The organism is Pseudoflavonifractor phocaeensis (genome assembly GCF_021531815.1).
Lineage (GTDB): Bacteria > Bacillota > Clostridia > Oscillospirales > Oscillospiraceae > Lawsonibacter > Lawsonibacter phocaeensis_A.
In genome coordinates, this window is sequence record NZ_JADYUM010000002.1 from 121,153 (window position 1) to 144,657 (window position 23,505).

Genomic DNA, 23,505 nt, shown 5'->3' on the forward strand with positions numbered 1-23,505 from the left:
AGGAATTAGATTTCCAGTTCATGTCGTTCATAGGCGTTTATGATTTTGGTTCCATGGTATTCAAGTTCCCGCTCAATGTCTGTGCCGTAGTTCATATGAACATGACCATGGATCAGATACTTGGGCTGATAACGGTCAATCAGTTCCAGAAAGCATTCAAAACCGCGGTGGGCATAGTCATCCCCGTCGCCATAGCCAGTCGGCGGTGCATGAGTCAATACAACATCAACTCCACCGGTCTTTTTCAGTTCCCACCATAGCCTGCGAATTCGTCTGCGCATTTCTTTTTCGGTATACTGATGTGGTCCATTGTTGTATCGGGCGCATCCACCCAAGCCGAGAATCCGAAGTCCCTTATAAATATAGACCTTGTCTTCGATGCAATCGCATCCTTCCGGTGGCCTTTGTTGATAGGAAACATCATGGTTGCCGTGAACATAAAGAAGCGGAGACCGGCCCATGGTCACAAGAAAGGTTAGATAACTTGCTTTAAGATCGCCGCAGGAAAGAATCAGATCATATGGAGCCAGTCGGCCCGCCTGATAATAATCCCACAAATAAGGACTTTCCCGATCTGACAGAAGCAGCAGCTTCATAGCAGGACCCCCTCTTTCACAGGAGGAATCGAGTCTCTGTAAATGCCCTGAAGCCGAACGATCTTTTGTGCTTTTTCGGACAACTCTTCATATCCCGGAATGCAGCCATCCACATTCTCACAGAGCCAGTCCATCCGTAACAGTTCGTCCGGTGTAAAGTAAGTGTTGCCGTCATTGCGTTCCACACCGTCCTGAGACACAATGGGGCGGTGGAACGGAGCGATGGTCCCATTGGTCATGTCCCGTTTCAAGATCTGCGCTAACATTTCAACGCCTGCGGGCAAAGCATCTGCTATTTCAAGGCCAATAACACCGCTTGCCATTCCCCACCAGTAATTTACCGCCTGTGCACCATGCTTACTGGTATTCAGCGAATCCCAGTCTCCACCCAAAATGCTTCGGGCAAGTTTTACATAGAAAGCACCCCAATCCCAGTAAGGGGATACCAAAAGTTCCGTTTTTCCATCCGGAAAAACATGAAAGGTTCCCCAGTTGCCCTGATCCCATCCCGGCATGGGAATGTCCAGCGTGGAAATGGTGTCCACACCCATTTCCCTCAATTCAGCTACGGGATCTCCCGGAACACAGGACCATTTCAATTCCACTCTGGCATTGGGATTAGTCATCTGCACACCAAGGGCAAAAGCGTTGATTCCCGCAGGCACACCAAAAATAGGGTAACTGGCAATATATCCAATCCGATTACTTCGGCTGACAGCGCCAGCGATTGCACCTGAAATAAACTTACCTTCGTAGATACGGCTGTAATAAGTACGGACTCCGGTATAAGGCATGGAAATCGAACAATTCAGTATTTTTACGTCCGGATGCCGTGCAGCTGTTTTACGGCAGGCTGCGATCAATGGCGCTGTGGTGGCAAAAATCACCTCGGCACCGTTTTTGATTGCGGTTTCCATTGCCGCTTCTGCCTCATCTCCCGCACCAACACCGAAAAAGGCCTGTGTGATCACCTGATCACCCATAACCGACTTCAAATGTTTGCGGCCCTGTTCGTGTGCCTTGACCCAGTTGCTGTTTTCCGGGTTCAGTTCATGAATGAACGCAACATTCAGGTAGGAGGGCAACATAGAAAAAAACCGCTTGTTTCGGAATTTCCCGTCATCCAAAGAACCGGTATTTACCGTAATTGCCGCTTCGTTACTAAGCGCCTTTACATCTGACCAAACCGCCTGAAGACTTTTCATTAGTTCGGAATTACACATTTCCCAGGCGTCTCTAAAAGAATAAACCCTCAACCATACCAGCAGCGCATCTGCAGATGTGACATTCAGATTTTCACCGTTCAACTTTTTGAATGCATCTTGAAAACGGAAAAAGGCAGATGAAAAATGGCGGCGCTCCTCATCCGTCCAGACATGATCCGCCTCATATCCTAATGCCGCCTGCAGCTTCTGAAAACTGCCAAGCTGTGTAAACATGAGCTGGTACAGTTTGGTAAGCGGATAGTAACGAACGAATTCGTAATAGCACTGGATTTCAACGATGGGTGCGTAATTTGGCATAATGCGAATCACATATCCCGGAATACTGGATGCCCCAAAATGCTTCAATACGCTGACGCGTTTATTTCCTTCCTGAACATAAAACCGCCCAAGATATTCATAGCAGCGGATCGGGTCTCGAATTCCTTCGTCCCCAAGGTGTGCTATACACAGTTTTCGCCATTTGGTTGCAAATTCGCTGTGCTCCTCAAGCAAAGGCATAAAATCAGAGGAAAAGGAATTGGTTCGGCCCGAAGTCTTTGTTCCAACGATTTTCTCAATTGGAATTTCGATGATGCCAAGATCCACTTGTCCCGCCACCATGGTATCTCCCAAAATATCGTCAAGAGCCTGCAGATATGGATACCGGCCCTGGTGAACACTCTCACGGTGGGCCTTGCGCCCCTGCTTCAAGGCTCTCTGATACTGTTCAGTGGATTCAAGCTGCAGATTCATACGATTTCCTCCTGTACTTCGCGGAAACTTCCAATATACCCCAGTTTTTGCCGAAATGAGGATAATGTTGTCTACTCTAATCAAATTATAGCTTAATATTTTGGCCTGAAAAATGGACAAACTGGGTCAATTCATACACAAAGTTTCACAACTCTGTGCCACAAAAAAACGCTTGATACCTGAGTCTTTCGGTATCAAGCGTTTATTCGTTATTTCGTATTCTTCTTCACAAAATCCCAAGCACTGCGGCACATATCTTCTACGGTGTGGGTTGCTTCCCATCCCAGCAGTTCTTTAGCCTTGGTGGCATCTGCCCAGAAAGCGGGAAGATCTCCTTCACGCCGAGGCCCAACTACATAAGGCAATTTAATGTCATTTGCAGTTTCAAAGGCACGGACAAGCTCACGAACAGAGATACCGTTGCCGGTGCCCAGGTTGATGGCCTCAACACCAGTATGGTTCTCCGCATACTCCAGCGCCTTCAGGTGACCCACAGCCAGATCAACCACGTGGAGGTAGTCACGCTGGCAGGTACCGTCGGGAGTGAGATAATCACCGCCGAAGATGGTTAGTTCGGGAAGAACACCGGCTGCCACACGGGCAATGTAGGGCATCAGATTGTTGGGGATACCGTTGGGGTCATCGCCCAGCAGGCCGGAATCATGAGCACCGATGGGATTGAAGTAGCGCAGCAGCACCACGGAAAAATCGGGGTGAGCCGTCACATAGTCGGTGAGGATACGCTCGTTCATCACCTTGCTCCAACCATAGGGGCTGCTGGACTGGATGGCAGGCATGTTCTCTTTGTAGGGATGGGGATTTTCGGGACCATAGACAGTAGCGGAAGAGGAGAACACCATTTTCTTGCACCCATACTCCTCCATCAGCTCCAGCAGGGTCATAGTGCTGTCCAGATTGGTGCGGTAATACTCCAGAGGCTTCTTGACGCTCTCGCCCACAGCCTTACGGCCTGCGAAGTGAATCACGGCGTCAAACGCGTCCTCCTGGAAGACTATGCGCATCTGTTCTTTATCGGCACAGTCCAGCACGCGGAATTTGATCTTCTGGCCAACGATGTTTTCCACGCGGCACACAACGTCCGGTCTCGCATTGGACAGATCGTCAACGATCACAACGCTGTGGCCTGCCTGGACCAGTTCTACAACGGTATGGCTGCCGATATATCCGGCACCACCGGTTACCAGTACTTTCATGATTTAGCCCTCCTCGTTTACATACTTTACAAATTTATCAAAAGCCTTCGCGCCCTTCTCATTGCGCTGGTAAACACCTGCATGTTCCAGCACCTTGGCAAAGACCTTTCCGGTCTCCACCTTCAGAATGGCGGCAGTATTTTCCTTGGTAAAGGTGTGCTGCTTCTTCAGCTCTTCCACCCAGTCGGCGTGCTTGGCAAGTTCACCGGTCAGCTCTTCGCCAGTCAGGATAGCCTTCTCTACACCAGCCAGTTCCTGTTTCAGGCGAGCGGGCAGCACGGCCAGACCCATGACCTCGATGAGGCCGATGTTTTCCTTCTTGATGTGGTGCAGCTCGGCGTGAGGATGATACACGCCCAGAGGATGCTCCTCGGTGGTGATGTTGTTGCGCAGAACCAAGTCCAGTTCGTAGTCAGTTCCACGACGGCGCGCGATGGGGGTAATGGTATTGTGAGGTACACCTTCGGTCTCCGCGAAGATGAACGCATCCTCGTCGGTGTAACCCCGCCAGCTGAGCAGGATCTTATCAGCCAACTCCACCAGACGGTTCTTTTTTCCGCAGCGCAGACGAATCACACTCATGGGCCACTTGACGATGCCAGCCTTCACATCTTCAAATCCGGTAAAGACGATCTCACGCTCCACAGCGGCACGCTCCATGGGGAAACAGTAGTGACCGCCCTGGAAGTGCTCGTGGCTGAGAATACTGCCGCCTACGATGGGAAGATCCGCATTGCTACCCACAAAGTAGTGGGGGAAAAGAGAGACAAAGTCCAGCAACTTGGAGAAGGCAGCCTTGTTGATAACCATGGGAACATGCTCATGATTGAACACGATACAGTGCTCGTTGTAGTAGACATAAGGGCTGTACTGCAGGTGCCAGCCCTCGCCAGCGATGGTAACTGGAATGGTGCGCAGGTTCTGGCGGGCGGGATGGTTCATACGTCCCGCATAGCCCTCGTTTTCTGCACAGAGCATGCACTTGGGGTAACCGGACTGAGGAGCCAGCTTTGCTGCTGCAATGGCCTTGGGGTCTTTTTCGGGCTTACTGAGGTTGATGGTCACATCCAGGTTGCCGTACTCGGTGGCCGTCTTCCAGCGTACATCCTTCTGGATGCGGTAGCGGCGGATATAGTCGGTATCCTGAGAGAAGTTATAGTACCAATCGGTAGCAGTCTCAGGACTCTGGCCGTACAGCTCGGCAAAGGTCTGGTGCACCTCACGGGGCAGAGGGGTCAGAATACCCATCAGCTTGGTGTCAAAGAGATCCCGGCTGGTGATGTCGTCGCCGCAGACATCCCGTGCCACGGCATCATCCAGCAAGCCCTGCAGGATGTCCTCCAGGCTCATGGTTTCAGGCTCGGCAGGCTCGTAGCTGTCCAGCTTAATGGCCTCCAACAGCTGATTGGTCACATAGATGGTATCACAGGGCTCGATCAGCTTCTTATCCAGAGCATACTGGACCAGAGAAGCAATATACACATTCACGTTCATCTTCCGTTCCTCCTTCAGCGCAGTCTCACGCCGCCCTCATTGCGGATACGCAGCACATGGCAGCTGCCGTCGCCCAGTACCCGCTCAATGTTGATTTTAAAATCCTCCAGCATATACAGCGGTACAAAGGCCTGAACCGTTCCTGCAAAACCGCCTCCATGAACGCGGTACGCACCTTTTCCTTGCAGGATAGTGTCACATAGTGCCAATGCCAGCGCCATTTCCTGATGCTTTATAGCACCGGCAGGCATGATATTCTGCAGGTACATCCAGGAGCTGTATCCAGATTGGGTGGTCAGACGGAGGAAAGCATCGAAGTCGTTTTCCTGCAGCGCCTTTTTCTGCTCCTGAACCCGCTTGTTCTCCTGATAGAAGTGGATGGCTCTCAAAATCGCACGGTCAGAGACCTGCCCGCGCAGGTTCGGCAAAGCCTCCATAAATTCTTCCTCACGAACCTCACGCAGTACGTCTTTTTCAAAGTATCTGCAAATCTCCTTCAGCTCACGCGGAATGGCCGCGTACTCATCAGTGAGATCGGCGTGGTCAGCGCCGCTATCGATGATGCACAGCGCATGACCAGCCTTTTCAAAATCGAACTCGATCCGCTCCACCTGGGGATTCTCAGGGTCAGCGAAATCAATGTAAACCATGCCTCCCACGGAGGAAGCCGCCTGATCCATCAGACCGCTGGGCTTGCCGAAGTACACATTCTCAGCGTACTGGCCGATCTGGGCAATCTCTACTGCGCTGAGTTTTCGGTCAAAGAACAGTTCGTTACAGATGGTGCCCATCAGCACCTCAAAGGCTGCGGAAGAACTCAAACCGCTACCGGGTAGAACAGTGGAATGTACCTCGGCATCGAATCCTTTCAGCCGGGCGCCCCGCTGCACAAAAGCAGCGGCGACGCCACGGATCAGGGCCGCGGTGGTGTTCTTTTCCTCCTCGCGGATATTCAAATCATCCAGTTCAACTACGGTGTCGGGGTATCCATCGGAGCGAACAAGGATGTTATTGCTACCATTCAGCGTTACATCAGCCACCGTTTCCAGGTTCACTGCCGCTGCCAGAACACAGCCACGCTGGTGATCGGTGTGATTACCGCTAATCTCTGTACGGCCGGGAGCGGAGATCAGAAAATGTTCTTTTGTCATATGAGGTCCCTCACTTTTTGGATAACTTACTCAGTTCTTAGGCTCCAGCAGCTTAGCGTTGGCCTTCTCCACATTCAGCTTGGTCAGCAGGAAAGTGACCAATCCGCAGAAGATAGCGGGCAGCCACAGATACATCACATTCAGCATAGTCAGAACAGAGTCAGGCTGAGTGGCCACGCCGCCCTCGATGAATCCGGCAGCTGCCAGCAACCAACCGGAGATGGCGGTGCCCAGTCCGCCGCCAATCTTGACGCCAAGAGAGGTGCAGGAGTACATGGTTCCGTCGATACGCTTACCAGTGGTCAGATAGGTGTAGTCGGAAGCAGAAGCGATCACAGCGTTCAGGTCGCCCTGCAGGGGGCACATACCAAGAGAAGCGATGGCGGTGAAAGCCAACATCATGGGAACGCTGCCCATGTAAGCAGCCACGATTACCAGGATTCTTGCGATGGTGGCCAGAGCATAGCCGGAATAGTTGATCTTATACATACCGCCCAGTTTTGCAACGATGGTGGGCACCAACAACAGACCGATAATCATGGGGATGTTGAGCGCGCTTGCGAAATAACCCATCAGCTCCTTGTTGCCTAACACATAAGTCATGTAGTAGGTGCCGACGCCGGTGAAAGCGGTGTAGAGCTGAGTCAGCAGATAGACACCCAGAATCAACAGGTAGAACTTATTCTTGACCAACAGACCGACAGCTTCGCGCAGGGTGTACTTTTCTTCCGGAGCGTCAACTGCTTTCTTGGCTTCAATCTCGTCTTCGGGCAATTCCTTCATGGACAGGACGGAGACGGTGTTGGAGATAATGCCGATGATGACATAGATCAGTGCAACAATTCTCCATGCGGCGGCATCGTTGCCGAAGTGCTCAACAAGGCCAAAAGTAACAGCCTGGATGATGGTGCTGGTGGTGAATGCAAAGACGAAGCGCAGAGAACCAATCTGAACACGCTCGTTTTCATTCTTAGTGATCAGAGCGGTCAAAGCGGAATAAGCGATGTTATTTGCGGTGTAGAAGCCTGCGTTCAGCATCACGTAGAAGATGAAGAAGAAAGCGTACTGAGCGGTCTGGCCCCAGGAAGTGGGAATAGAGAAAATCGCGAACAGGCAGACACCACAACCCAGATAGGGCCACAGCATCCAGGGACGGGCTTTACCCATCTTGGTCTTGGTCTTGTCGATGAGGGAGCCAAAGATGACGTCAGAAACGCCGTCGAAGATCTTGGCTACTGCCATCAGGGTGCCAACAATGCCGGTGTTCAAGCCGATGGTATCGGACAGGTAGATCATAACGAAGAAGGTCAGGAACGCATAGACCACGTTGCCGGCGATATCGCCAGAGCCGTAACCCACCTTGTTGTACCATTTCAAATATCTCTTTTCAGTCATGATAGCATCTCTCATTCTCTTTATTCAGTTATTTCAGTTCGGGGATGACGCGGATGGCGAAGTCGATGGTTTCGTCAATCAGCTTGTATTTCTTCTGTAAAACGGGGCCACAGCTCGCAGAGCCAATACCGTTCTGCCGGTAGTCCAGACACAATACGGTGCTGCCGCATTTGTTCAGTTCGTAGTTGTGGGCCTTCTCGGTCAGTTCTTCCTGCGTGTAATGGGATGCATTGAAGCTGAAGGGTTCGGGGCCAACTGCGATCAAACGCAGTTTGTCGCTTTCCAGAAGCACATAGTCACAACTACCGTGAGCGCCATTCTCCTGGGGACGGATGTAGTCCTCCTGAAGGCCGTCCACGGTATCGCGGTACAAGCCGTGGCTGGCAGCATTTCGCTTATCAATATAGTTCTCCATGGGACCCAAGCCAAAGTAAGTAACCTGCTCCATGTTTTCAGGCACGAACAGACGCAGACCGAAGCGAGGCAGCTCGGGGAATTCTATGTTGCGCTTGGTGAGAATGTTGGCACAGACGCCGCCTGCAACCGTCACGGTCCAGTCGATTTCTACGGTCATGAACCGCTGCACAGCGATGGCACCAATAGACAGGTCACTGTGGATACGAACCTCGCTGTCCATGGCCACGAAGTGGGTGTTATACGCCCGGGTGATGGCCTTATCGTAGTGGGCAGCAAACCAGTCAGCCTTCAGCTTGCGGTCGTTATCGGTGGGAGCGCGCCACACGTTCAGATTCATGGGACGGTCCAGAAGCTCCATGCCCTGATAAGTCATCCGGGCAAACATACCGGTAAACTTATCGTAACGATATGTGAAGTTTGCAGCTGTGAGAGTCAGATACCGGTAGTCCTCTGTAACAGAAATGCTGTCCTCCAGGATGGTCTTTCTCTGCCAGTATGCCAGAGCAATCTGATTGCGGTCATCCTGATTCTCCAGAGTAATCTCATCGAAGCCCAAATCAAAGCCCTCGGAGATCAGTTCGGAGTTGTTTTTGGCGAAGTAGCTGATCTTCAGGAAACAGCGGCCCTTGGCGGGAACCTGGACGTTCAGGGTCACGGTACCACTCATGTGGGGAGCGATGGCGGGGATTTTATCCAGCTGGCCTTCCTGAACAAGCGCACCATCACAAGTGACTTGATAAGAGGCGGTGATGTAGTCCTGCAGGGAGACAAAGTCCATGTAGTTGTGCAGGGTCAGCTGGCCGGTTGCCTGATCATAATCAACAACACGAACAGGGCGGTGTACGTTTTTGTATTCCATCAAACCGGTGTGAGGACGACGGTCGGGATAAACCAGACCATCCATGCAGAAATTGCCATCGTGGGGGTACTCGCCGTGGTCGCCGCCATACCAGTACATATCTTTGCCGTTAGGAGCCTTGCCCTTGTAAATGGCGTGATCGCACCACTCCCAGATAAAGCCGCCACACATGCACTCATTGGCCTGAATGAACTGCCAGTAGTCCTCCAGATCACCGGGGCCGTTGCCCATGGCATGAGAGTATTCACACATCAGATAGGGCTTGTCGGACTCAGGATCGTCCACATACTCCTGCAGGGTCTCCAGCGCAGGGTACATATTGCTGTAGAGGTCAATGTTGGAGAAATCGTACTTGCGCTTGCGGCTGCGATACTGAGCGCTTTCATAGTGGGTCAGACGGGCGGGGTCAAAGTTCTTGGTCCAGGCCAGCGCAGCCTCGAAGCAACAGCCGTAGGCGCTCTCGTTACCCATGGACCAGCAGATGACGCAGGGGCGGTTCTTGTCCCGCTGGACACAGCGCTGGGTGCGCTCCATAGTAGCCTCCAGGAACTTGGGGTTGTCGGCGAAGGGCTCGTTCCAGTGCTCGATGTGGTTCTCCCAGACGTCGTTCTCTCCGCAGTACAGTTCGGCGGCACCGTGGCTCTCGTGGTCGGCCTCGTCAATGACCAGGAAACCGTACTGGTCGCACAGCTGATAGAACATGGGGGCGTTGGGGTAATGGCTGGTGCGAATGGCGTTGAAGTTGTGCTCCTTGATCATCCGCAGGTCGCGCTTCATGTGCTCCACGCTGATGACGGGGCCGGTCACGGGGTCGGAATCGTGGCGGTTTACACCGCGGAACTTGATGGGAGTTCCATTCAGGAATACCTGCATCCCATCTACTTTGATCTCCCGGATGCCCACTCGGTCGGTGATGATCTCGTTCTCGCACTCGACGAGCATGGTGTAGAGATAGGGCTTCTCGGGATTCCACAGGGTGGGCTGGGGAATGTTCAGGATAGCTTGATGGGTATAGTTGCCGATATGCTCCTTCTTGGTCACTTCGGCGGCGTCGATCAGACGATCCTCAGCGTCCAGCAGCCTAATGACAGTGGGAACACTCTCACCGGCGAAGGCGAAGCGAACGCGGACAGTAGCTTTATCCTCTTCCTGCTGGGTGGTCACGAAGTAGTCCCGCACATGGTTCTCAGGACGCTTGATGATGTATACATCCCGGAAGATGCCGCTGGTGCGGAACTTGTCCTGATCCTCCAAGTAGCTGCCATCGCACCACTTCAGCACCAGAACGGCCAGAGTATTTTCGCCCTCGCGGATCTTATCAGTCACATCAAACTCGCTGGTGGAGTGGGAGATCTGGTTGTAACCCACATACTCGCCGTTGAGCCAGACATACAGGCAGGAATCCACACCCTCAAAGTTCAGGTAAGCCTTGGGTGCCTTTTCGTCCTTAGCATAGGTAAAGGAAGTCAGGTAAGCGCCGCAGGGATTATCCTGGGGGACAAAAGGAGGGTCTGCCGGGAAGGGGTAGTGAATGTTTGTGTACTGATGCTGGTCGTAACCATGATTCTGCCAGACGCTGGGAACAGGGATGGTGTCGTAAGCAGATGCGTCAAATCCGTCCTCGTAGAACAGCTCGGTCAGAGCATGGATGCTGGGATAGTAGCGGAATTTCCAGTCGCCATTGAGCAGTTGGAAGCGGTCGGAGCGCTCCCGGTGCTCGGCGCTGTCATCGAAACGGTTGGAGGCAGGAATGAAATAGGCTCGGTTAGGCAGGGTGTTTTCGGACTGGATCAGCAAATCTTCATAATAAGCAGGAATGATCATATCGGGATTCCTCCTGAAATTTAATTCTGTCTGTATTATCCATGAAATGCCAGTACTTTCCCATAAACCGCATTGGACAAAATATGCACAAAATGATACAATGAACAAAATTGTATTATGTAGAAAAATTAGATGCCCCAATGGGTTGATGCCAACGACAACAAAGGAGGGGAGCAGAATGTACGTAAACTCCGGTTATCTGCACAACACCCGCGTACCGATCAAGGACAAGTCTAAACCGCTTCTGGTAGGTAGCTGCGGAACTTACCGTCTGAGAACGAAAGAAAAACTCCCAACTTGGCGTCCCCGGGGCCGTTTGGACTATCAGCTTCTGTATGTGGCCTCGGGAAAAACTCACTTCTTTTTCAACGGACAGGAGGAGATCGTACCCGCAGGCTACATGGTCCTTTATCAACCGCGCCAGGAACAGCATTATGAGTATTACGGAGAAGAACAACCCGAGGTCTATTGGGTACACTTCACGGGAAAAGATGTAAAGGCAATTTTGAAGCATTTTGATATTCCTACAGATAAAAATGTTTTCTTCTCCGGGGTTCCCTCTGCTTATCAGCACCTGTTCAAAGAAATGATCCGGGAGCTGCAAACCTGCCGTACTGGATATCAGGAATTACTGGAAATGTATCTGCGGCAGATTTTTCTGCTGATCCAGCGCACACGCCAAGAGAGCAACCCTACCATCAGCACTTACCTACAAAAGGAAATGGAGTACGCCCAACAGTATTTCCAAGAACACTATAATGAAGATATTCAGATCAAGGACTATGCGAAATCTCGTAGCATGAGCGTAAGTTGGTTCTTGCGAAACTTTAAGGAGTTTATCGGCCAGCCTCCCGCACAATATCTCCTAACTATCCGTATGAACAATGCCGTCAGTCTCTTAGAAACAACTGACTACAATGTGGCAGAAATATCCGCAATCATTGGTTACGACAACGCGCTGTATTTCAGCCGCCTCTTCAAAAAGCACAAGGGCGTGTCGCCCTCGGAGTACAGAAGGCTTTTCCAGAAAAAGAACAGTCCGGATCGTGACATCCATACATCTCCATGATCAGATAGGGAAAAGAAAAGACTGCCATAATGACAGCCTTTCCCATTTGATTTCTTATTCAAGAACCATCTTTGCACATCCATAGATTCCCGCGTCATTACCCAGCGTGGCAATTGCTGCTCCGGTTTCTTTCGATACATGGAAGGCGTACTTTCGGTAATATTTCAGTACCGCGTCGGTCACGATATTTCCGGCCTTGCTCATGCCCCCACCGATAATGAATACATCCGGATCTACTGTGCAGGAAATGTAGCTCATGGCACGGCCCAAATAATCGCCGAACCGGTCGATGATTTTCAGTGCCATATGATCTCCTGCCACAGCCAGTTCGCAGATGTGTTTGGATGTAAAATCCTCAATTCCCCGCAGTTTGGAGGGAGTGTCACATTGGGAAAGCATGACCTTGGCCATGCGAACGATCCCTCTTGCAGAGGTGTACTGCTCCAGACAGCCGCATTTCCCGCAGCTGCAGGGCACTATTTCTCCAGGCTCCACCGTCATGTGACCGATCTCACCGGCACCCCCGTTTTTACCTGCGACGATTTTGCCGTCCAACACCACACCTCCGCCAACCCCGGTGCCCAGGGTGATCATGACCGCACTCCGGCTGCCTCGGCCTCCGCCCTGCCATAGCTCACCCAGCGCCGCCACATTGGCATCGTTTCCCGCAGCAATATTGGGGATGTCCGGAAGCAGCTCGTTCATGCGCCCCTTGATGTTAAAGACACCCCAGCCAAGATTGACGCACTTATTGACTGTGAAGCTGTCGTCCACAGGACCGGGGACACCGATACCGATGCCCACAATCTGAGATGCTGAAATCCCATTCCGCCCCATGCTCTCTGCAATGGCCTGTGCCACGTCAGGCAGAACATGGACGCCGCCGTTTGCGGTACGGGTTGGAATTTCCCACTTTTCCAGAAGTTTGCCGTCGGCATAAAACAGACCGAGCTTTACACTTGTTCCACCGATGTCTGCACCAAACACATAGTTTTGCATGGTATTTCCCCGCTTTCTCATTTCTATTCATTGCTGAGTTTTTCATTATGGAGGGTTTTATTTATGTTAAATTCCTCTCGTCAACTCTTTGGCTATACCAAGGACGATCTTGCCGTGGAGACCCTGACTTTGGATAACGGCATTCTCTCCTGTGATATAATTACCTTTGGTGCCGCACTTCGTTCTCTCCGCGTACCGGATCGTTCTGGCATCAAGCGTGATGTTGTTCTGGGTTATGATACTCTGGAAGAGTATGAGAGCCACCCGGGCTATCTTGGTGCTGTCGTAGGCCGTGTGGCCAACCGTATTGCGGGCGGAAGGTTTACGATGAACGGTCAGACTTATGCTCTGGCGGTCAACGACCCGCCCAACCATCTTCATGGGGGCAATGTTGGTTTTTCTCACAAAGTCTGGTCTGTTGTAGAGCACACCTCTACTCTTGTGACCCTGGCGTTGACCAGCCCCGATGGCGAAGAATGCTATCCCGGTACTATGCGGGTTCGGGTAACCTATGCGCTGGAGGGCAACACCCTCTCTATGAGGTATCAGGCCATCACCGACCGGGATACCCCCTGCAATCTTACGGGACACGCTTACTTTAATCTGAACGGGCACGACTCCGGCCCTGTAACAGATCAATGCCTTCGCATCTACGCGGAGAACTATACGCCATCCGACGCGACCAACATCCCCACAGGCGAAATCGCGCCGGTAGCTGGGACTCCGATGGATTTCCGGAAGGCCACGCCCATTGGCGCACGTATCAATGAGCCTTTCCATCAGTTGATCCAAGCAAATGGTTATGACCACAACTATGTAATTGATGGGGAAATGGGCACGCTGCGAAAAGCGGCGCAGGCATATTCTCCCACTTCGGGAATCTCGATGGATGTGGAGACTACCTTGCCGGGTCTGCATTTCTACGCAGCCAACTTTCTGGACGAGGGACTGACGGGCAAGAAGGGCGCTGTTTATGGTCCGCGCTATGCTTTTTGTCTGGAAACACAGTTCTTCCCGGATGCGGTCAATCAACCGGCTTTCCCGTCTGTGATTCTGAAGCCTGATGGCGTGTATGACCACACAACTGTGTTTTCTTTCTGCTGTGTGAAGGGATAATTTCTCCTTTGCTCTGGAACCAAATCCATGATGCCAGTTCCTTTTTTTACAGTCAAGGGCTTCGGAGCAACCGGGAGATTCTGTTCATGTTTTCTCCTTTTTTGTCCATGCCAATAGGGTTTTGCTTTGCGCTACAATATGTGTGCGATTATTGGACAGACACATTAAAAGGCTGAAACCACAGGGGGGCATGAGCATGGAACAGAGAGCACCTCTCCAAAGCGCCGAAATACTTTGGATTAATTGGAGAGAGAAGATACTATCGTTCACCAAAGTGGATGGCTTTGAGCCCAAGCACTTCCTCTCACACGAAAGTTGTCTCGAATATGCTTTCGACAAGGCCACAGACGGATTCCAAGTTCAATAATAATTATCATTATAGATAAAAGCGAAGGGAATTTCACGCCCCTTCGTTTTTTTTATCCCTGGTAAGTATTATTCCGCATCAAAAAGATGCCCTATTACTTCAACGGTCGACCAATACCGGCGCATGATACCGTATTCCATTGCCGTCTTCACAAATAGAACAGGTTTCCGGCTCCGGGGTAGTCGCCATGGTTTTCCAAAATGCTGCATCCCGTAGCAGAGCGAAATAGGCTAACACAACGACGCTTGCTGCGAGAATTGCAGCAAGGTCTAAAACGATGCCACGGTTATTAAATAGCGTTCTCATACATATATTCAATCGAGTTTTCAACGTGGAATCCCCCTTGTTTTACATAGGTTATAATTCAGCAAGATTGATAATCCGAACATGTTCTTTTCTGGCGTAATCTACGGTATATGCAGTACCGCCTGTATTTTTCGTCATGTAGCTCACACAGACGCTACTGTTATCCACCAAGTGTCGGTTTCGCTTGTGCATACACCCCCGCGTGTATTCCTCGGAAGTGTATCTGATCTTATCTGCTGCACTCTTAATCGCTTCGTAAATTCTGACATCCTCATCAGGCCAACCGCGCGTCTGTGTGCGGCATGGCAACACAAGGATCAACCGGATGTGCGGATATTCCTCACGCAACTTTAGAACTGTTTGCGCCGCCAACGTATCAAACCCTAACGCTCCTCCAGCTCCAAAATCTGCCAACATTTTTGCATACAGAAGTCAGAATTTATTCTAAACTTACTTCAAAGCGGATAACACTATTTAAAAAGCAATCCCCCGGAATCCATTGAAATAACAGGGATTCCGGGGGATTCAGCAAATGTCAGAGAACCACCTAAAAAACGGCACTATGTACTCCTAAGCGGCAGGCCTATCCACCTTAGCAAAATCAACACCACCCACGAACCGAGAGGGTCATGGTGGTGTTGATTATTCTATCTGGAGAAAATTCTGTTTCCTTCAATCTTTCTGATAGCAGCCTGAGCGGAAACCAGATAGGGCAATGATCAATGTTGTCCTTACACCATCGCAGCATCTGCGGCCATGTTCTCTGTGAGGTCACAGATGACGTCTCTCTTTGCGGCCATGGAGGCTGCGGTCTTACTGTATTGGCGTAAATAAAAAATTTTTATTGCACAACAAGAAGATACACCCCCGATTCATGTGAATCGGGGGTGTATTTTATCACTTTATGCCCTCAAAGCAGAGGAATTTTTAATTCCTCGGATTTTTGATAGCGGCCTGAGCGGCAGCCAGACGGGCGATGGGCACACGGAAGGGGGAGCAGGACACATAGTCCAGGCCCGCCTTGTGGCAGAACTCCACGGAGGAGGGGTCGCCGCCGTGCTCGCCGCAGATGCCCAGCTTCAGGTCGGGGCGGGTCTGACGGCCCAGCTTGGCAGCCATCTCCACCAGACGGCCCACGCCGTTCTGGTCCAGGCGGGCGAAGGGATCGCTCTCATAGATCTTGTTGGTGTAGTAGGCGTCCAGGAACTTGCCGGCGTCGTCGCGGCTGAAGCCGAAGGTCATCTGGGTCAGGTCGTTGGTGCCGAAGGAGAAGAACTCGGCCTCCTTGGCGATCTCGTCGGCGGTCAGAGCGGCGCGGGGGATCTCAATCATGGTGCCGACGTGGTACTTCATGTCGGAGCCGGCGGCCTTGATGATGGCGTCGGCGGTCTCCACCACGGTCTTCTTCACGAAAGCAAGCTCCTTGACCTCGCCCACCAGGGGGATCATGATCTCGGGGACCATGTTCCAGTCGGGGTGACGGGCCTGGACGTTCAGAGCGGCCTTGATAACGGCACGGGTCTGCATGGCGGCGATCTCAGGATAGGTGACAGCCAGACGGCAGCCGCGGTGACCCATCATGGGGTTGAACTCGTGCAGGCTGGCAATGATGGCCTTGATGTCGGCCACGGACTTGCCCATATCCTGGGCCAGCAGCTCGATGTCGGCCTCCTCAGTGGGGACGAACTCGTGCAGGGGGGGATCCAGGAAGCGGATGGTCATGGGACGGCCCTCCAGGGCCTCGTACATGGCCTCAAAGTCACCCTGCTGCATGGGCTCCAGCTTGGACAGGGCGGCCTCACGCTGCTCCAGAGTGTCGGAACAGATCATCTGGCGGATGGCGGGGATACGGTCAGCCTCGAAGAACATGTGCTCGGTGCGGCACAGGCCGATGCCCTCAGCGCCGAACTTGACGGCCTGAGCGGTGTCCCGGGGGTTATCGGCGTTGGTGCGGACCTTCAGCTGGCGGTACTTGTCAGCCCAGGCCATGATGCGGCCGAACTCGCCGGAGATGGAGGCGTCCACAGTGGGGATGGCCTCGCCGTAGATGTTGCCGGTGGAGCCGTCCAGGGAGAGCCAATCGCCCTCGTGGTAGGTCTTGCCGGCCAGCTCGAACTGCTTGTTCTCCTCGTCCATCTTGATGGCGCCGCAGCCGGAGACACAGCAGGTGCCCATGCCGCGGGCCACGACGGCGGCGTGAGAGGTCATGCCGCCGCGGACGGTCAGGATGCCCTGGGAGGCGACCATGCCCTCGATGTCCTCGGGAGAGGTCTCCAGACGGACCAGGACCACCTTCTCGCCGCGCTCAGCCCACTCCTTGGCGTCCTCAGCGGTGAAGACGATCTTGCCGCAGGCGGCGCCGGGGGAGGCGGGCAGGGCGGAGGCCACAGGGGCGGCCTTCTTCAGAGCGGCGGGATCGAACTGGGGGTGGAGCAGGGTGTCCAGGTTGCGGGGGTCGATCATGGCAACGGCCTCCTGCTCGGAGATCATGCCCTCGTCCACCAGGTCGCAGGCGATCTTCAGAGCGGCGGCGGCGGTGCGCTTGCCGTTACGGGTCTGGAGCATATACAGCTTGCCGTGCTCCACGGTGAACTCCATGTCCTGCATGTCGCGGTAGTGGTCCTCCAGCCGCTGGCACACATCCTGGAACTGGGCAAACGCCTCGGGGAACTTCTGGGCCATCTCCTCGATGGGCATGGGGGTACGGACGCCGGCCACCACGTCTTCGCCCTGGGCGTTGGTCAGGAACTCGCCCATCAGCTTCTTCTCGCCGGTGGCGGGGTTACGGGTGAAGGCCACGCCGGTGCCGCAGTCGTCGCCCATGTTGCCGAAGGCCATGGACTGGACGTTGACGGCGGTGCCCCAGGAACCGGGAATGTCGTTCATGCGGCGGTACACGATGGCGCGGGGGTTGTTCCAGGAACGGAACACGGCCTTGATGGCACCCATCAGCTGCTCCTTGGGATCGGTGGGGAAGTCGGTGCCGATCTTGGACTTGTACTCGGCCTTGAACTGGCCGGCCAGCTCCTTCAGGTCCTCGGCGGTCAGCTCCACGTCCTGGGTGACGCCGCGCTTGGCCTTCATCTCGTCGATGAGCTGCTCAAAGTACTTCTTGCCCACTTCCATGACCACGTCGGAGTACATCTGGATGAAGCGGCGGTAGCAGTCCCAAGCCCAACGCTCGTTGCCGGACTTCTCGGCAATAACCTTGACCACGTCCTCATTCAGGCCCAGGTTCAGGATGGTGTCCATCATGCCTGGCATGGAGGCGCGGGCGCCGGAACGGACGGAGACCAGCAGGGGGTTCTCCAGGTCGCCGAACTTCTTGCCGGTGATCTCCTCCATCTTGGAGATGTACTCCATGATCTGAGCCTGGATCTCGTCGTTGATCTTCTCGCCGTCTTCGTAATATTGAGTACAGGCTTCGGTGGTGATGGTGAAGCCCTGGGGAACGGGCATGCCCAGGTTGGTCATCTCGGCCAAGTTAGCGCCCTTTCCGCCCAGCAGCTCACGCATCTTGCCGTTGCCCTCGGAAAAGAGGTACACGAATTTAGTTGCCATTTACGTCATTCCTTTCTTGTGTGCGGCGGCGGAGCGTCCCAGACAGCCGGCTGCGGGCTGGGAAGGGATGGCGGCCACCGCCAAGTACCAAATTTTCCCACATTTGGCGGGAAATAAAGTATCGCGCGAACTATTATACCATCTGCAGGAATTATTGCAATATTTTTTTGGCGATTTCCAACACAAATTTTAATAAATTTTCAGTAATTCGACGAAAAAAAGAACTTTTGTGCCGGGTTGGAAAGAAGATGGAGGAGGGGGTAGCGCAGCGCTAAAGGATGGTTTTCGGGGGAGAAAAAGGAAGAAAAAGGACCTTGAACAGGCAGAAGATGCCTTAAGAGATCACTTATCTCAGAATTCAATGCCAGGACGGGCCTGCTTCCCGGCGTCGTAGGGATGGCGTATTTTTTGAAAGCGGGTAATATAATCCGCCCGCTGTTCCAGCGGAGGAAGCAGGGTGTGGCCGGTGAGGACGATCTCACAGGGCGGTGTGTCCAGGGCTTGCAGAAGGTTTTCCAAGGGGAGCAGGCCGGTCTCCACCGCGTCACACACTTCATCCAGAACCAGCAGAGCGCAGCCGTGCTCACGGGAGGCTTGGGCCGCCTGCTCCAGCAGGGCCAGGCTGCGGGTCTGCTCGGCCTCCCGGTCCGCGGGAGACAGGGAAACGGTGAATTTCACCCGGTCGGGCACCGGGAGCAGGAAGACCTGGGGGAGCCGCGCCAGGGCGTACCGCTCGCCGGTGTTTCCGCCCTTCAAAAACTGGGCGATCACTGCGGTCCCGCCGTGGCCCACGGTCCGCAGGACCAGTCCCATGGCCGCCGTGGTCTTGCCCTTCCCGTCGCCCCAGTAGAGATGGATCATGTGGAAACCCCATTTCTGAGAAAGAATGGTATCATTATACCAGTTTTTGCCCGGGAAATATACAGCGCGAGATGAAATAATAGTGGGAAGCCAGCCCGGTTTTGCCTGTATGTTGAAAAACGGCAGACAATTCCGAAGGCGGAACCGTCTGCCGTTTTTTAGGGCGATTGCGGACGGGGAACTCAGTACCCCATCTCCTTGCCGGCTTTGCGGCGGTTGCGGAACTCCGCGGTGGCGGTGAACAGCACGTCGGAGGAGGAGTTCAGGGCGGTCTCGCAGGAGTCCTGGATGACGCCGATGATGAAGCCGATGCCCACCACCTGCATGGCCGCGTCGTTGGAGATCCCGAACAGGGAGCAGGCCAGGGGGATCAGCAGCAGGGAGCCGCCGGCCACGCCGGAGGCGCCGCAGGCAGCCAGGGAGGAGACCACGCTCAGCAGCAGGGCGGTGGCAAAATCCACCTGTACGCCCAGGGTGTTGGCGGCGGCCAGGGTCAGCACAGTGATGGTGATGGCGGCGCCTGCCATGTTGATGGTGGCCCCCAGGGGGATGGAGACGGAGTATTTGTCCTCATCCAGGCCCAATTCCTTGCACAGCCGCATATTCACCGGGATGTTGGCGGCGGAGCTGCGGGTAAAGAAGGCCATCACGCCGCTGTCACGCAGGCACTTGAAGACCAGAGGGTAGGGATTCTTCCGCATGCATACAAAAACGATCAGGGGATTGATGATCAGCGCCACAAAGAACATGCAGCCCACCAGGACCAGGATCAGGTGGATGTAGTCCTTGAAGGCGTCCAGGCCGGTGGTGGATACAGTGTCAAACACCAGGCCCATGATGCCGAAGGGGGCGCAGCTGATGACCCAGCGGATGGCCGTGCCCATGGCGTCGGAGATGTCGGCCAGCATCTGCTTGGTGCCCTCCCCGGCGGCGCGGAGGGCCAGGCCGAAGACCACAGCCCAAAGCAGGATGCCCATGTAGTTGGCACTGGAGATGGCGGAGATGGGGTTGCTGACGGCGTTGGTCAGCAGATTCATAATGACCTCGCCAATGCCGCCGGGAGCGGCGCTTTCCGCCGCCTGATCCAGCAGGAGGGTGGAGGGGAAGGCGAAGCTGGCCACCACAGCACACAGGGCGGCCAGGAAGGTGCCGGCCAGGTAGAGGACGATGACGGTCTTCATGTTGCTGCCGGAGCCGCCCTTGTGCCGGGCAAGGGAGTGCATGACCAGGAAGAAGACCAGCAGAGGGGCCAGGGCTTTCAGCGCGCCCACGAACAGGGTGCCCAGAATACCGATCACAGAGGCGGAGGGGATCAGAATGCCCAGGATAACGCCCAGAATAAGGCCGAGGATGATGCGTTTGATGAGGCTGATGCGGTTCCACTTTTGGATCAATTCCATGTTCCTAATTCCTTTCCTGTCGCGAAAGTGGTGTAGATGGTCAAATGTTTTTCATATACGCACATTTAGCGGCAAAAAAATCCCACCCCTCTGGGTGGGATTTTTTTGTTGGAGCGAGTGACGAGGCTCGAACTCGCTACCTCCACCTTGGCAAGGTGGCGCTCTACCAGATGAGCTACACTCGCAGCGACAAATGGTATTATAGCAGATATTGAGCCAATGTCAATAGGAAATTTTAGAAAAAAGAAATTTTTTGTCAGGAGGGGGGAACGGTATCTTCTCCCTCGGAAAGTGCGGTACAGGGCGGAACGGAATCCCGGTCCCATTCATAGCCCGCCTCCTCCATCTGCTGGTCCGTCAGGAAGGGGCTGTCATTTGCCGAGGTCCCGGACAGGTCCAGATGGCGCCAGCCCGCCTGGGTATTGACCAGATTCCAGGCATGGGGCTCTCCGTTGAGGGAACCCTCCACGATCTGGCAGGAAAACTCCAGTTGTCCGCACAGTAGGGACATGGAAAGGGACAGCCCCAGACTGTCAGCCCGGTGCTGGACCAGAGCGTGGTAGGCGGTGGAGCCACCCGCTGGGTCATAAACGGCGGTATTCAGAATGGCTTGACGGATGTCCAGAAGCCCCTCGTCCTCCACGGCGTCCCACAGCACGGCGGCCATTTCCTCGAATGCCAAGGTGAGGGCCCGTTTGCGCCGCTCCAATTCATCCGGCTCCAGCTGGTAGGTCAGCAGGACCTCCACGATGCGTTGCCGCCCGCTCTCCGGGTAGAAGGTGATATCGGCCCGGGGATAGTCCAGGGCGGTCTCCGGCTCGGCCAGGTAGGCCTGCCGGATGAGGGACTGGATACCGTCGTAGTCCTCGTTAAAATAGCTGATGCGAAGCACCCGTTCCGTGGCGAAGGCGGCCATGGCCTCCTCCAGCTCGCTGCGGATGGCGGTGGTGCCGGTGGCGGAGATGATGGAGGCCACCTGTTCCCGGCTGCGCCGGTAGGTGATCTGGACCTCGGCCTCGTCGTAGGTGACGATGGAGGTGATGTTGTACTTGATGAAATCCACCGCATAGGCCCCCAAGGGGTCCTCCTGTACTACCTCCAGGCAGGCGGCTTCCAAGTCGGCCTCCACGTCCTGAGAATCGCCGTACAGGCGGATGGACCCAGTTTCCACACCCTGAGAGATAAAATACATCAGGGCGTTGACCAGCTCCTGGTAGCTATCCGCCCGGAGGACGGAGGGATCGCCCTCGGCGGTGGGATTGGAATTGTGAGGGGTGACGTCCACATAGTCCCGCTCCAGAAGGGAGGAACACCCTGTCATGAAAAAGGAGAACGCCAGTATGCCGGCCAGCAGCTTCCGTCTCACAGCGGATGCCTCCCTTCCAGAATTGATGGGATCAATAACCCAGATCCTGGTCCACCAGGATGACCTCCATGTGCGCCATCCAGGAGGGCTTGCCCCACAGCACGGTGAGGGCTTTGCAGATGCGCTCGGGGCTCTTGCAGTTGTAGCAGCGGTCCCCCTTGACGGCGCAGGGGGTCTTGCGGCCCAGACGCTGGGCGTTCTTGGGGGCGGCGATGTTGCGGGCCCGCCACAGGGCGGCGTCGTAGTCGGGGGCGATCTTATTCCGGCCTGCCACCAGATAGACGGTGGGATGGCCGTACATGGTGGAGGCCACCCGGTTGCCGTTGCCGTCGATGTTGATGATCTCCCCGGTCTCAGCCAGGCCGTTGACAGAGCTGATGTACACGTCGGTGGCCATGGCGTCGGCCAGAGCGCCGCCCTCCCAATGCCAGACCACCCGGTTGTGGGCGGAGAGGCGGGGATAGAGGCCCATCTCCTTCAGGGTTATGGAGCCGCCGAAGGCCACGCTCTTGCCGTCAATCTGTTCGTCCAGATAGTCGGCGGCCTGTTCGGCGGTGTCGAAGCAGCGGACGGTGCAGCCCATCTGCTCCAGGTTCTCGGTGAGTTTCTTGAAATCGGTCATGTGAGGTCTTCCTTTCTGTATTGATTTGTTTATATGTCATTTTTTTGATAGCGACGGAATCCAAGCCCCAGGACCTCATGGGCGTCACAGACGATGAGAAAGGCGTCGGGATCGAGCTCCTTCACGGCCTGCTTTACCGCTACGATCTGCCGCTGCTTGAAGGCGCACATGAGCACCTTCTTTTCCTCGCCGCTCCAGGCCCCCTGGCCGTGGAGAATGGTGACGCCCCGTTCCAGCTGGTGGGTCAGGGTATCCACTACCGGTTGGGTCTGGTCTGTGATGATATAGGCCACCTTGGCGGTATCCAGTCCGTAGAGCACCATGTCCATGACCATGGTGGAGATATACAGGGCCACCAGGCCATACAAGGCGGTGTTCAGGCTACGGAACACCAGGGCGGAGGCGCAGATCACCCCCAAGTCCAGCCCCAGCAGCAGCTTACCCATGGGCAGCCAGGGGAGAGGCAGCTTAAGCAGCCGGGCCAGCAAGTCGGTGCCGCCGGTGGAGGCGCCCTGTCCCAGAATAATGCCCAGAGAGACCCCCAAAAGAAGGCCGCCGTAGATACAGGCCAGCAGCGGATCCATGGGCTGAAAAGCGTACAGCCGGGCCAGCAGGTCGATGAACAGGGAGGATACCGTCATGGCGTACAGGGAGGATACCAGCAGGCTGCCGCCCAGCAGTTTCCAACCGACTAGGAACAGGGGAACGTTCATGGAGAATACCAGTACGCCGATGGAAGGAAAGCCCAGAAAGGCATGGATCATCTGGGCCACGCCTGTGAATCCTCCGTAGGCGATGTTGTTGGGGGCGTAACACCAGTCGAAGGCCACGGCGTAAATGGCGCAGGCCAGGGTGATGAGACAATACCGGCGCAATGTTTTCGGGGACAACGTGACTCCCTCCTGATTGGTTCGTGAGTAAAAGGAACAT

17 protein-coding genes and 1 tRNA gene are annotated in these 23,505 nt (G+C 54.5%); 2 read left to right on the forward strand and 16 right to left on the reverse strand.

The window, feature by feature from the left end; translation table 11 throughout:
* Nucleotides 1-5 precede the first annotated feature (5 nt).
* From I6E42_RS01850 to I6E42_RS01880, 7 genes are all read right to left on the reverse strand, one after another.
* Entirely contained in the window at nt 6-596 is a 591-nt protein-coding gene (locus I6E42_RS01850; protein WP_235370142.1) for a metallophosphoesterase family protein, read from the reverse strand.
* Nucleotides 593-2,554 carry a BMP family ABC transporter substrate-binding protein gene (locus I6E42_RS01855; protein WP_235370143.1) on the reverse strand — a complete coding sequence of 654 codons (1,962 nt, stop codon included), beginning with the start codon at nt 2,552-2,554 and terminating at the stop codon, nt 593-595. The genes I6E42_RS01850 and I6E42_RS01855 overlap by 4 nt, the downstream gene beginning before the upstream one ends.
* Before the next feature lie 209 nt (nt 2,555-2,763).
* Entirely contained in the window at nt 2,764-3,768 is a 1,005-nt protein-coding gene (galE, locus tag I6E42_RS01860) for a UDP-glucose 4-epimerase GalE (protein WP_235370144.1), read from the reverse strand.
* A 3-nt stretch (nt 3,769-3,771) separates the two neighbouring features.
* Nucleotides 3,772-5,262, reverse strand: coding sequence for a UDP-glucose--hexose-1-phosphate uridylyltransferase (gene galT / locus I6E42_RS01865; protein WP_235370145.1), 1,491 nt, complete (start codon nt 5,260-5,262; stop codon nt 3,772-3,774).
* Nucleotides 5,263-5,276: 14 nt separating this feature from the next.
* Entirely contained in the window at nt 5,277-6,413 is a 1,137-nt protein-coding gene (locus I6E42_RS01870) for a galactokinase (protein WP_235370146.1), read from the reverse strand.
* A 30-nt stretch (nt 6,414-6,443) separates the two neighbouring features.
* Nucleotides 6,444-7,808 (reverse strand): MFS transporter, encoded by a 1,365-nt coding sequence (locus I6E42_RS01875; protein WP_235370147.1) that lies wholly within the window; start codon nt 7,806-7,808, stop codon nt 6,444-6,446.
* Between the two features lie 28 nt (nt 7,809-7,836).
* Nucleotides 7,837-10,908 carry a glycoside hydrolase family 2 TIM barrel-domain containing protein gene (locus I6E42_RS01880; RefSeq protein WP_235370148.1) on the reverse strand — a complete coding sequence of 1,024 codons (3,072 nt, stop codon included), beginning with the start codon at nt 10,906-10,908 and terminating at the stop codon, nt 7,837-7,839.
* A gap of 178 nt (nt 10,909-11,086) precedes the next feature.
* Here I6E42_RS01880 and I6E42_RS01885 point away from each other — a divergent pair, with 178 nt between their 5' ends.
* The gene (locus I6E42_RS01885; protein ID WP_235370149.1) at nt 11,087-11,977 is read left to right on the forward strand and encodes an AraC family transcriptional regulator; all 891 of its coding nucleotides are present in this window, start codon (nt 11,087-11,089) and stop codon (nt 11,975-11,977) included.
* 54 nt (nt 11,978-12,031) lie between these two features.
* Here the strand turns inward: I6E42_RS01885 and I6E42_RS01890 are convergent, their stop codons facing one another.
* Nucleotides 12,032-12,976: an ROK family glucokinase gene (locus I6E42_RS01890; RefSeq protein WP_235370150.1), complete on the reverse strand. Its 945-nt coding sequence runs from the start codon at nt 12,974-12,976 to the stop codon at nt 12,032-12,034.
* 63 nt (nt 12,977-13,039) lie between these two features.
* On the opposite strand from I6E42_RS01890, the gene I6E42_RS01895 reads away from it, so the two are divergent.
* Complete coding sequence (locus tag I6E42_RS01895) at nt 13,040-14,092, forward strand: aldose epimerase family protein (RefSeq protein ID WP_235370151.1); 1,053 nt, start codon at nt 13,040-13,042, stop codon at nt 14,090-14,092.
* Between the two features lie 724 nt (nt 14,093-14,816).
* Here the strand turns inward: I6E42_RS01895 and I6E42_RS01900 are convergent.
* The 8 genes from I6E42_RS01900 to I6E42_RS01935 all read right to left on the reverse strand — a co-directional run bounded on the left by I6E42_RS01900 (nt 14,817) and on the right by I6E42_RS01935 (nt 23,465).
* Nucleotides 14,817-15,182: an SLOG family protein gene (locus tag I6E42_RS01900; protein ID WP_235370152.1), complete on the reverse strand. Its 366-nt coding sequence runs from the start codon at nt 15,180-15,182 to the stop codon at nt 14,817-14,819.
* Between the two features lie 510 nt (nt 15,183-15,692).
* Entirely contained in the window at nt 15,693-18,326 is a 2,634-nt protein-coding gene (ppdK, locus tag I6E42_RS01905) for a pyruvate, phosphate dikinase (RefSeq protein ID WP_235370153.1), read from the reverse strand.
* A 351-nt stretch (nt 18,327-18,677) separates the two neighbouring features.
* Nucleotides 18,678-19,187, reverse strand: a complete 510-nt coding sequence (locus I6E42_RS01910) for a cob(I)yrinic acid a,c-diamide adenosyltransferase (protein ID WP_235370154.1) — start codon at nt 19,185-19,187, stop codon at nt 18,678-18,680.
* A 182-nt stretch (nt 19,188-19,369) separates the two neighbouring features.
* Nucleotides 19,370-20,587 (reverse strand): serine/threonine transporter SstT, encoded by a 1,218-nt coding sequence (gene sstT, locus I6E42_RS01915; RefSeq protein ID WP_235370155.1) that lies wholly within the window; start codon nt 20,585-20,587, stop codon nt 19,370-19,372.
* A 109-nt stretch (nt 20,588-20,696) separates the two neighbouring features.
* Nucleotides 20,697-20,772: transfer RNA gene (locus I6E42_RS01920), tRNA-Gly, on the reverse strand.
* A gap of 71 nt (nt 20,773-20,843) precedes the next feature.
* Nucleotides 20,844-21,953 (reverse strand): hypothetical protein, encoded by a 1,110-nt coding sequence (locus I6E42_RS01925; protein ID WP_235370156.1) that lies wholly within the window; start codon nt 21,951-21,953, stop codon nt 20,844-20,846.
* A 31-nt stretch (nt 21,954-21,984) separates the two neighbouring features.
* Nucleotides 21,985-22,575 (reverse strand): lactate utilization protein, encoded by a 591-nt coding sequence (locus tag I6E42_RS01930; protein ID WP_235370157.1) that lies wholly within the window; start codon nt 22,573-22,575, stop codon nt 21,985-21,987.
* Nucleotides 22,576-22,604: 29 nt separating this feature from the next.
* On the reverse strand, nt 22,605-23,465 hold the full coding sequence (locus I6E42_RS01935) for a YitT family protein (protein WP_235370158.1): 861 nt from the start codon (nt 23,463-23,465) through the stop codon (nt 22,605-22,607).
* Nucleotides 23,466-23,505 lie beyond the last annotated feature (40 nt).

What these genes read in the sequence shown, in the direction of transcription:
- I6E42_RS01850 (WP_235370142.1), bottom strand. Translation starts at nt 596, where the DNA reads ATGAAGCTGCTGCTTCTGTCAGATCGGGAAAGTCCTTATTTGTGGGAT.
- I6E42_RS01855 (WP_235370143.1), bottom strand. Translation starts at nt 2,554, where the DNA reads ATGAATCTGCAGCTTGAATCCACTGAACAGTATCAGAGAGCCTTGAAG.
- galE (WP_235370144.1), bottom strand. Translation starts at nt 3,768, where the DNA reads ATGAAAGTACTGGTAACCGGTGGTGCCGGATATATCGGCAGCCATACC.
- galT (WP_235370145.1), bottom strand. Translation starts at nt 5,262, where the DNA reads ATGAACGTGAATGTGTATATTGCTTCTCTGGTCCAGTATGCTCTGGAT.
- I6E42_RS01870 (WP_235370146.1), bottom strand. Translation starts at nt 6,413, where the DNA reads ATGACAAAAGAACATTTTCTGATCTCCGCTCCCGGCCGTACAGAGATT.
- I6E42_RS01875 (WP_235370147.1), bottom strand. Translation starts at nt 7,808, where the DNA reads ATGACTGAAAAGAGATATTTGAAATGGTACAACAAGGTGGGTTACGGC.
- I6E42_RS01880 (WP_235370148.1), bottom strand. Translation starts at nt 10,908, where the DNA reads ATGATCATTCCTGCTTATTATGAAGATTTGCTGATCCAGTCCGAAAAC.
- I6E42_RS01885 (WP_235370149.1), top strand. Translation starts at nt 11,087, where the DNA reads ATGTACGTAAACTCCGGTTATCTGCACAACACCCGCGTACCGATCAAG.
- I6E42_RS01890 (WP_235370150.1), bottom strand. Translation starts at nt 12,976, where the DNA reads ATGCAAAACTATGTGTTTGGTGCAGACATCGGTGGAACAAGTGTAAAG.
- I6E42_RS01895 (WP_235370151.1), top strand. Translation starts at nt 13,040, where the DNA reads ATGTTAAATTCCTCTCGTCAACTCTTTGGCTATACCAAGGACGATCTT.
- I6E42_RS01900 (WP_235370152.1), bottom strand. Translation starts at nt 15,182, where the DNA reads ATGTTGGCAGATTTTGGAGCTGGAGGAGCGTTAGGGTTTGATACGTTG.
- ppdK (WP_235370153.1), bottom strand. Translation starts at nt 18,326, where the DNA reads ATGGCAACTAAATTCGTGTACCTCTTTTCCGAGGGCAACGGCAAGATG.
- I6E42_RS01910 (WP_235370154.1), bottom strand. Translation starts at nt 19,187, where the DNA reads ATGATCCATCTCTACTGGGGCGACGGGAAGGGCAAGACCACGGCGGCC.
- sstT (WP_235370155.1), bottom strand. Translation starts at nt 20,587, where the DNA reads ATGGAATTGATCCAAAAGTGGAACCGCATCAGCCTCATCAAACGCATC.
- I6E42_RS01930 (WP_235370157.1), bottom strand. Translation starts at nt 22,575, where the DNA reads ATGACCGATTTCAAGAAACTCACCGAGAACCTGGAGCAGATGGGCTGC.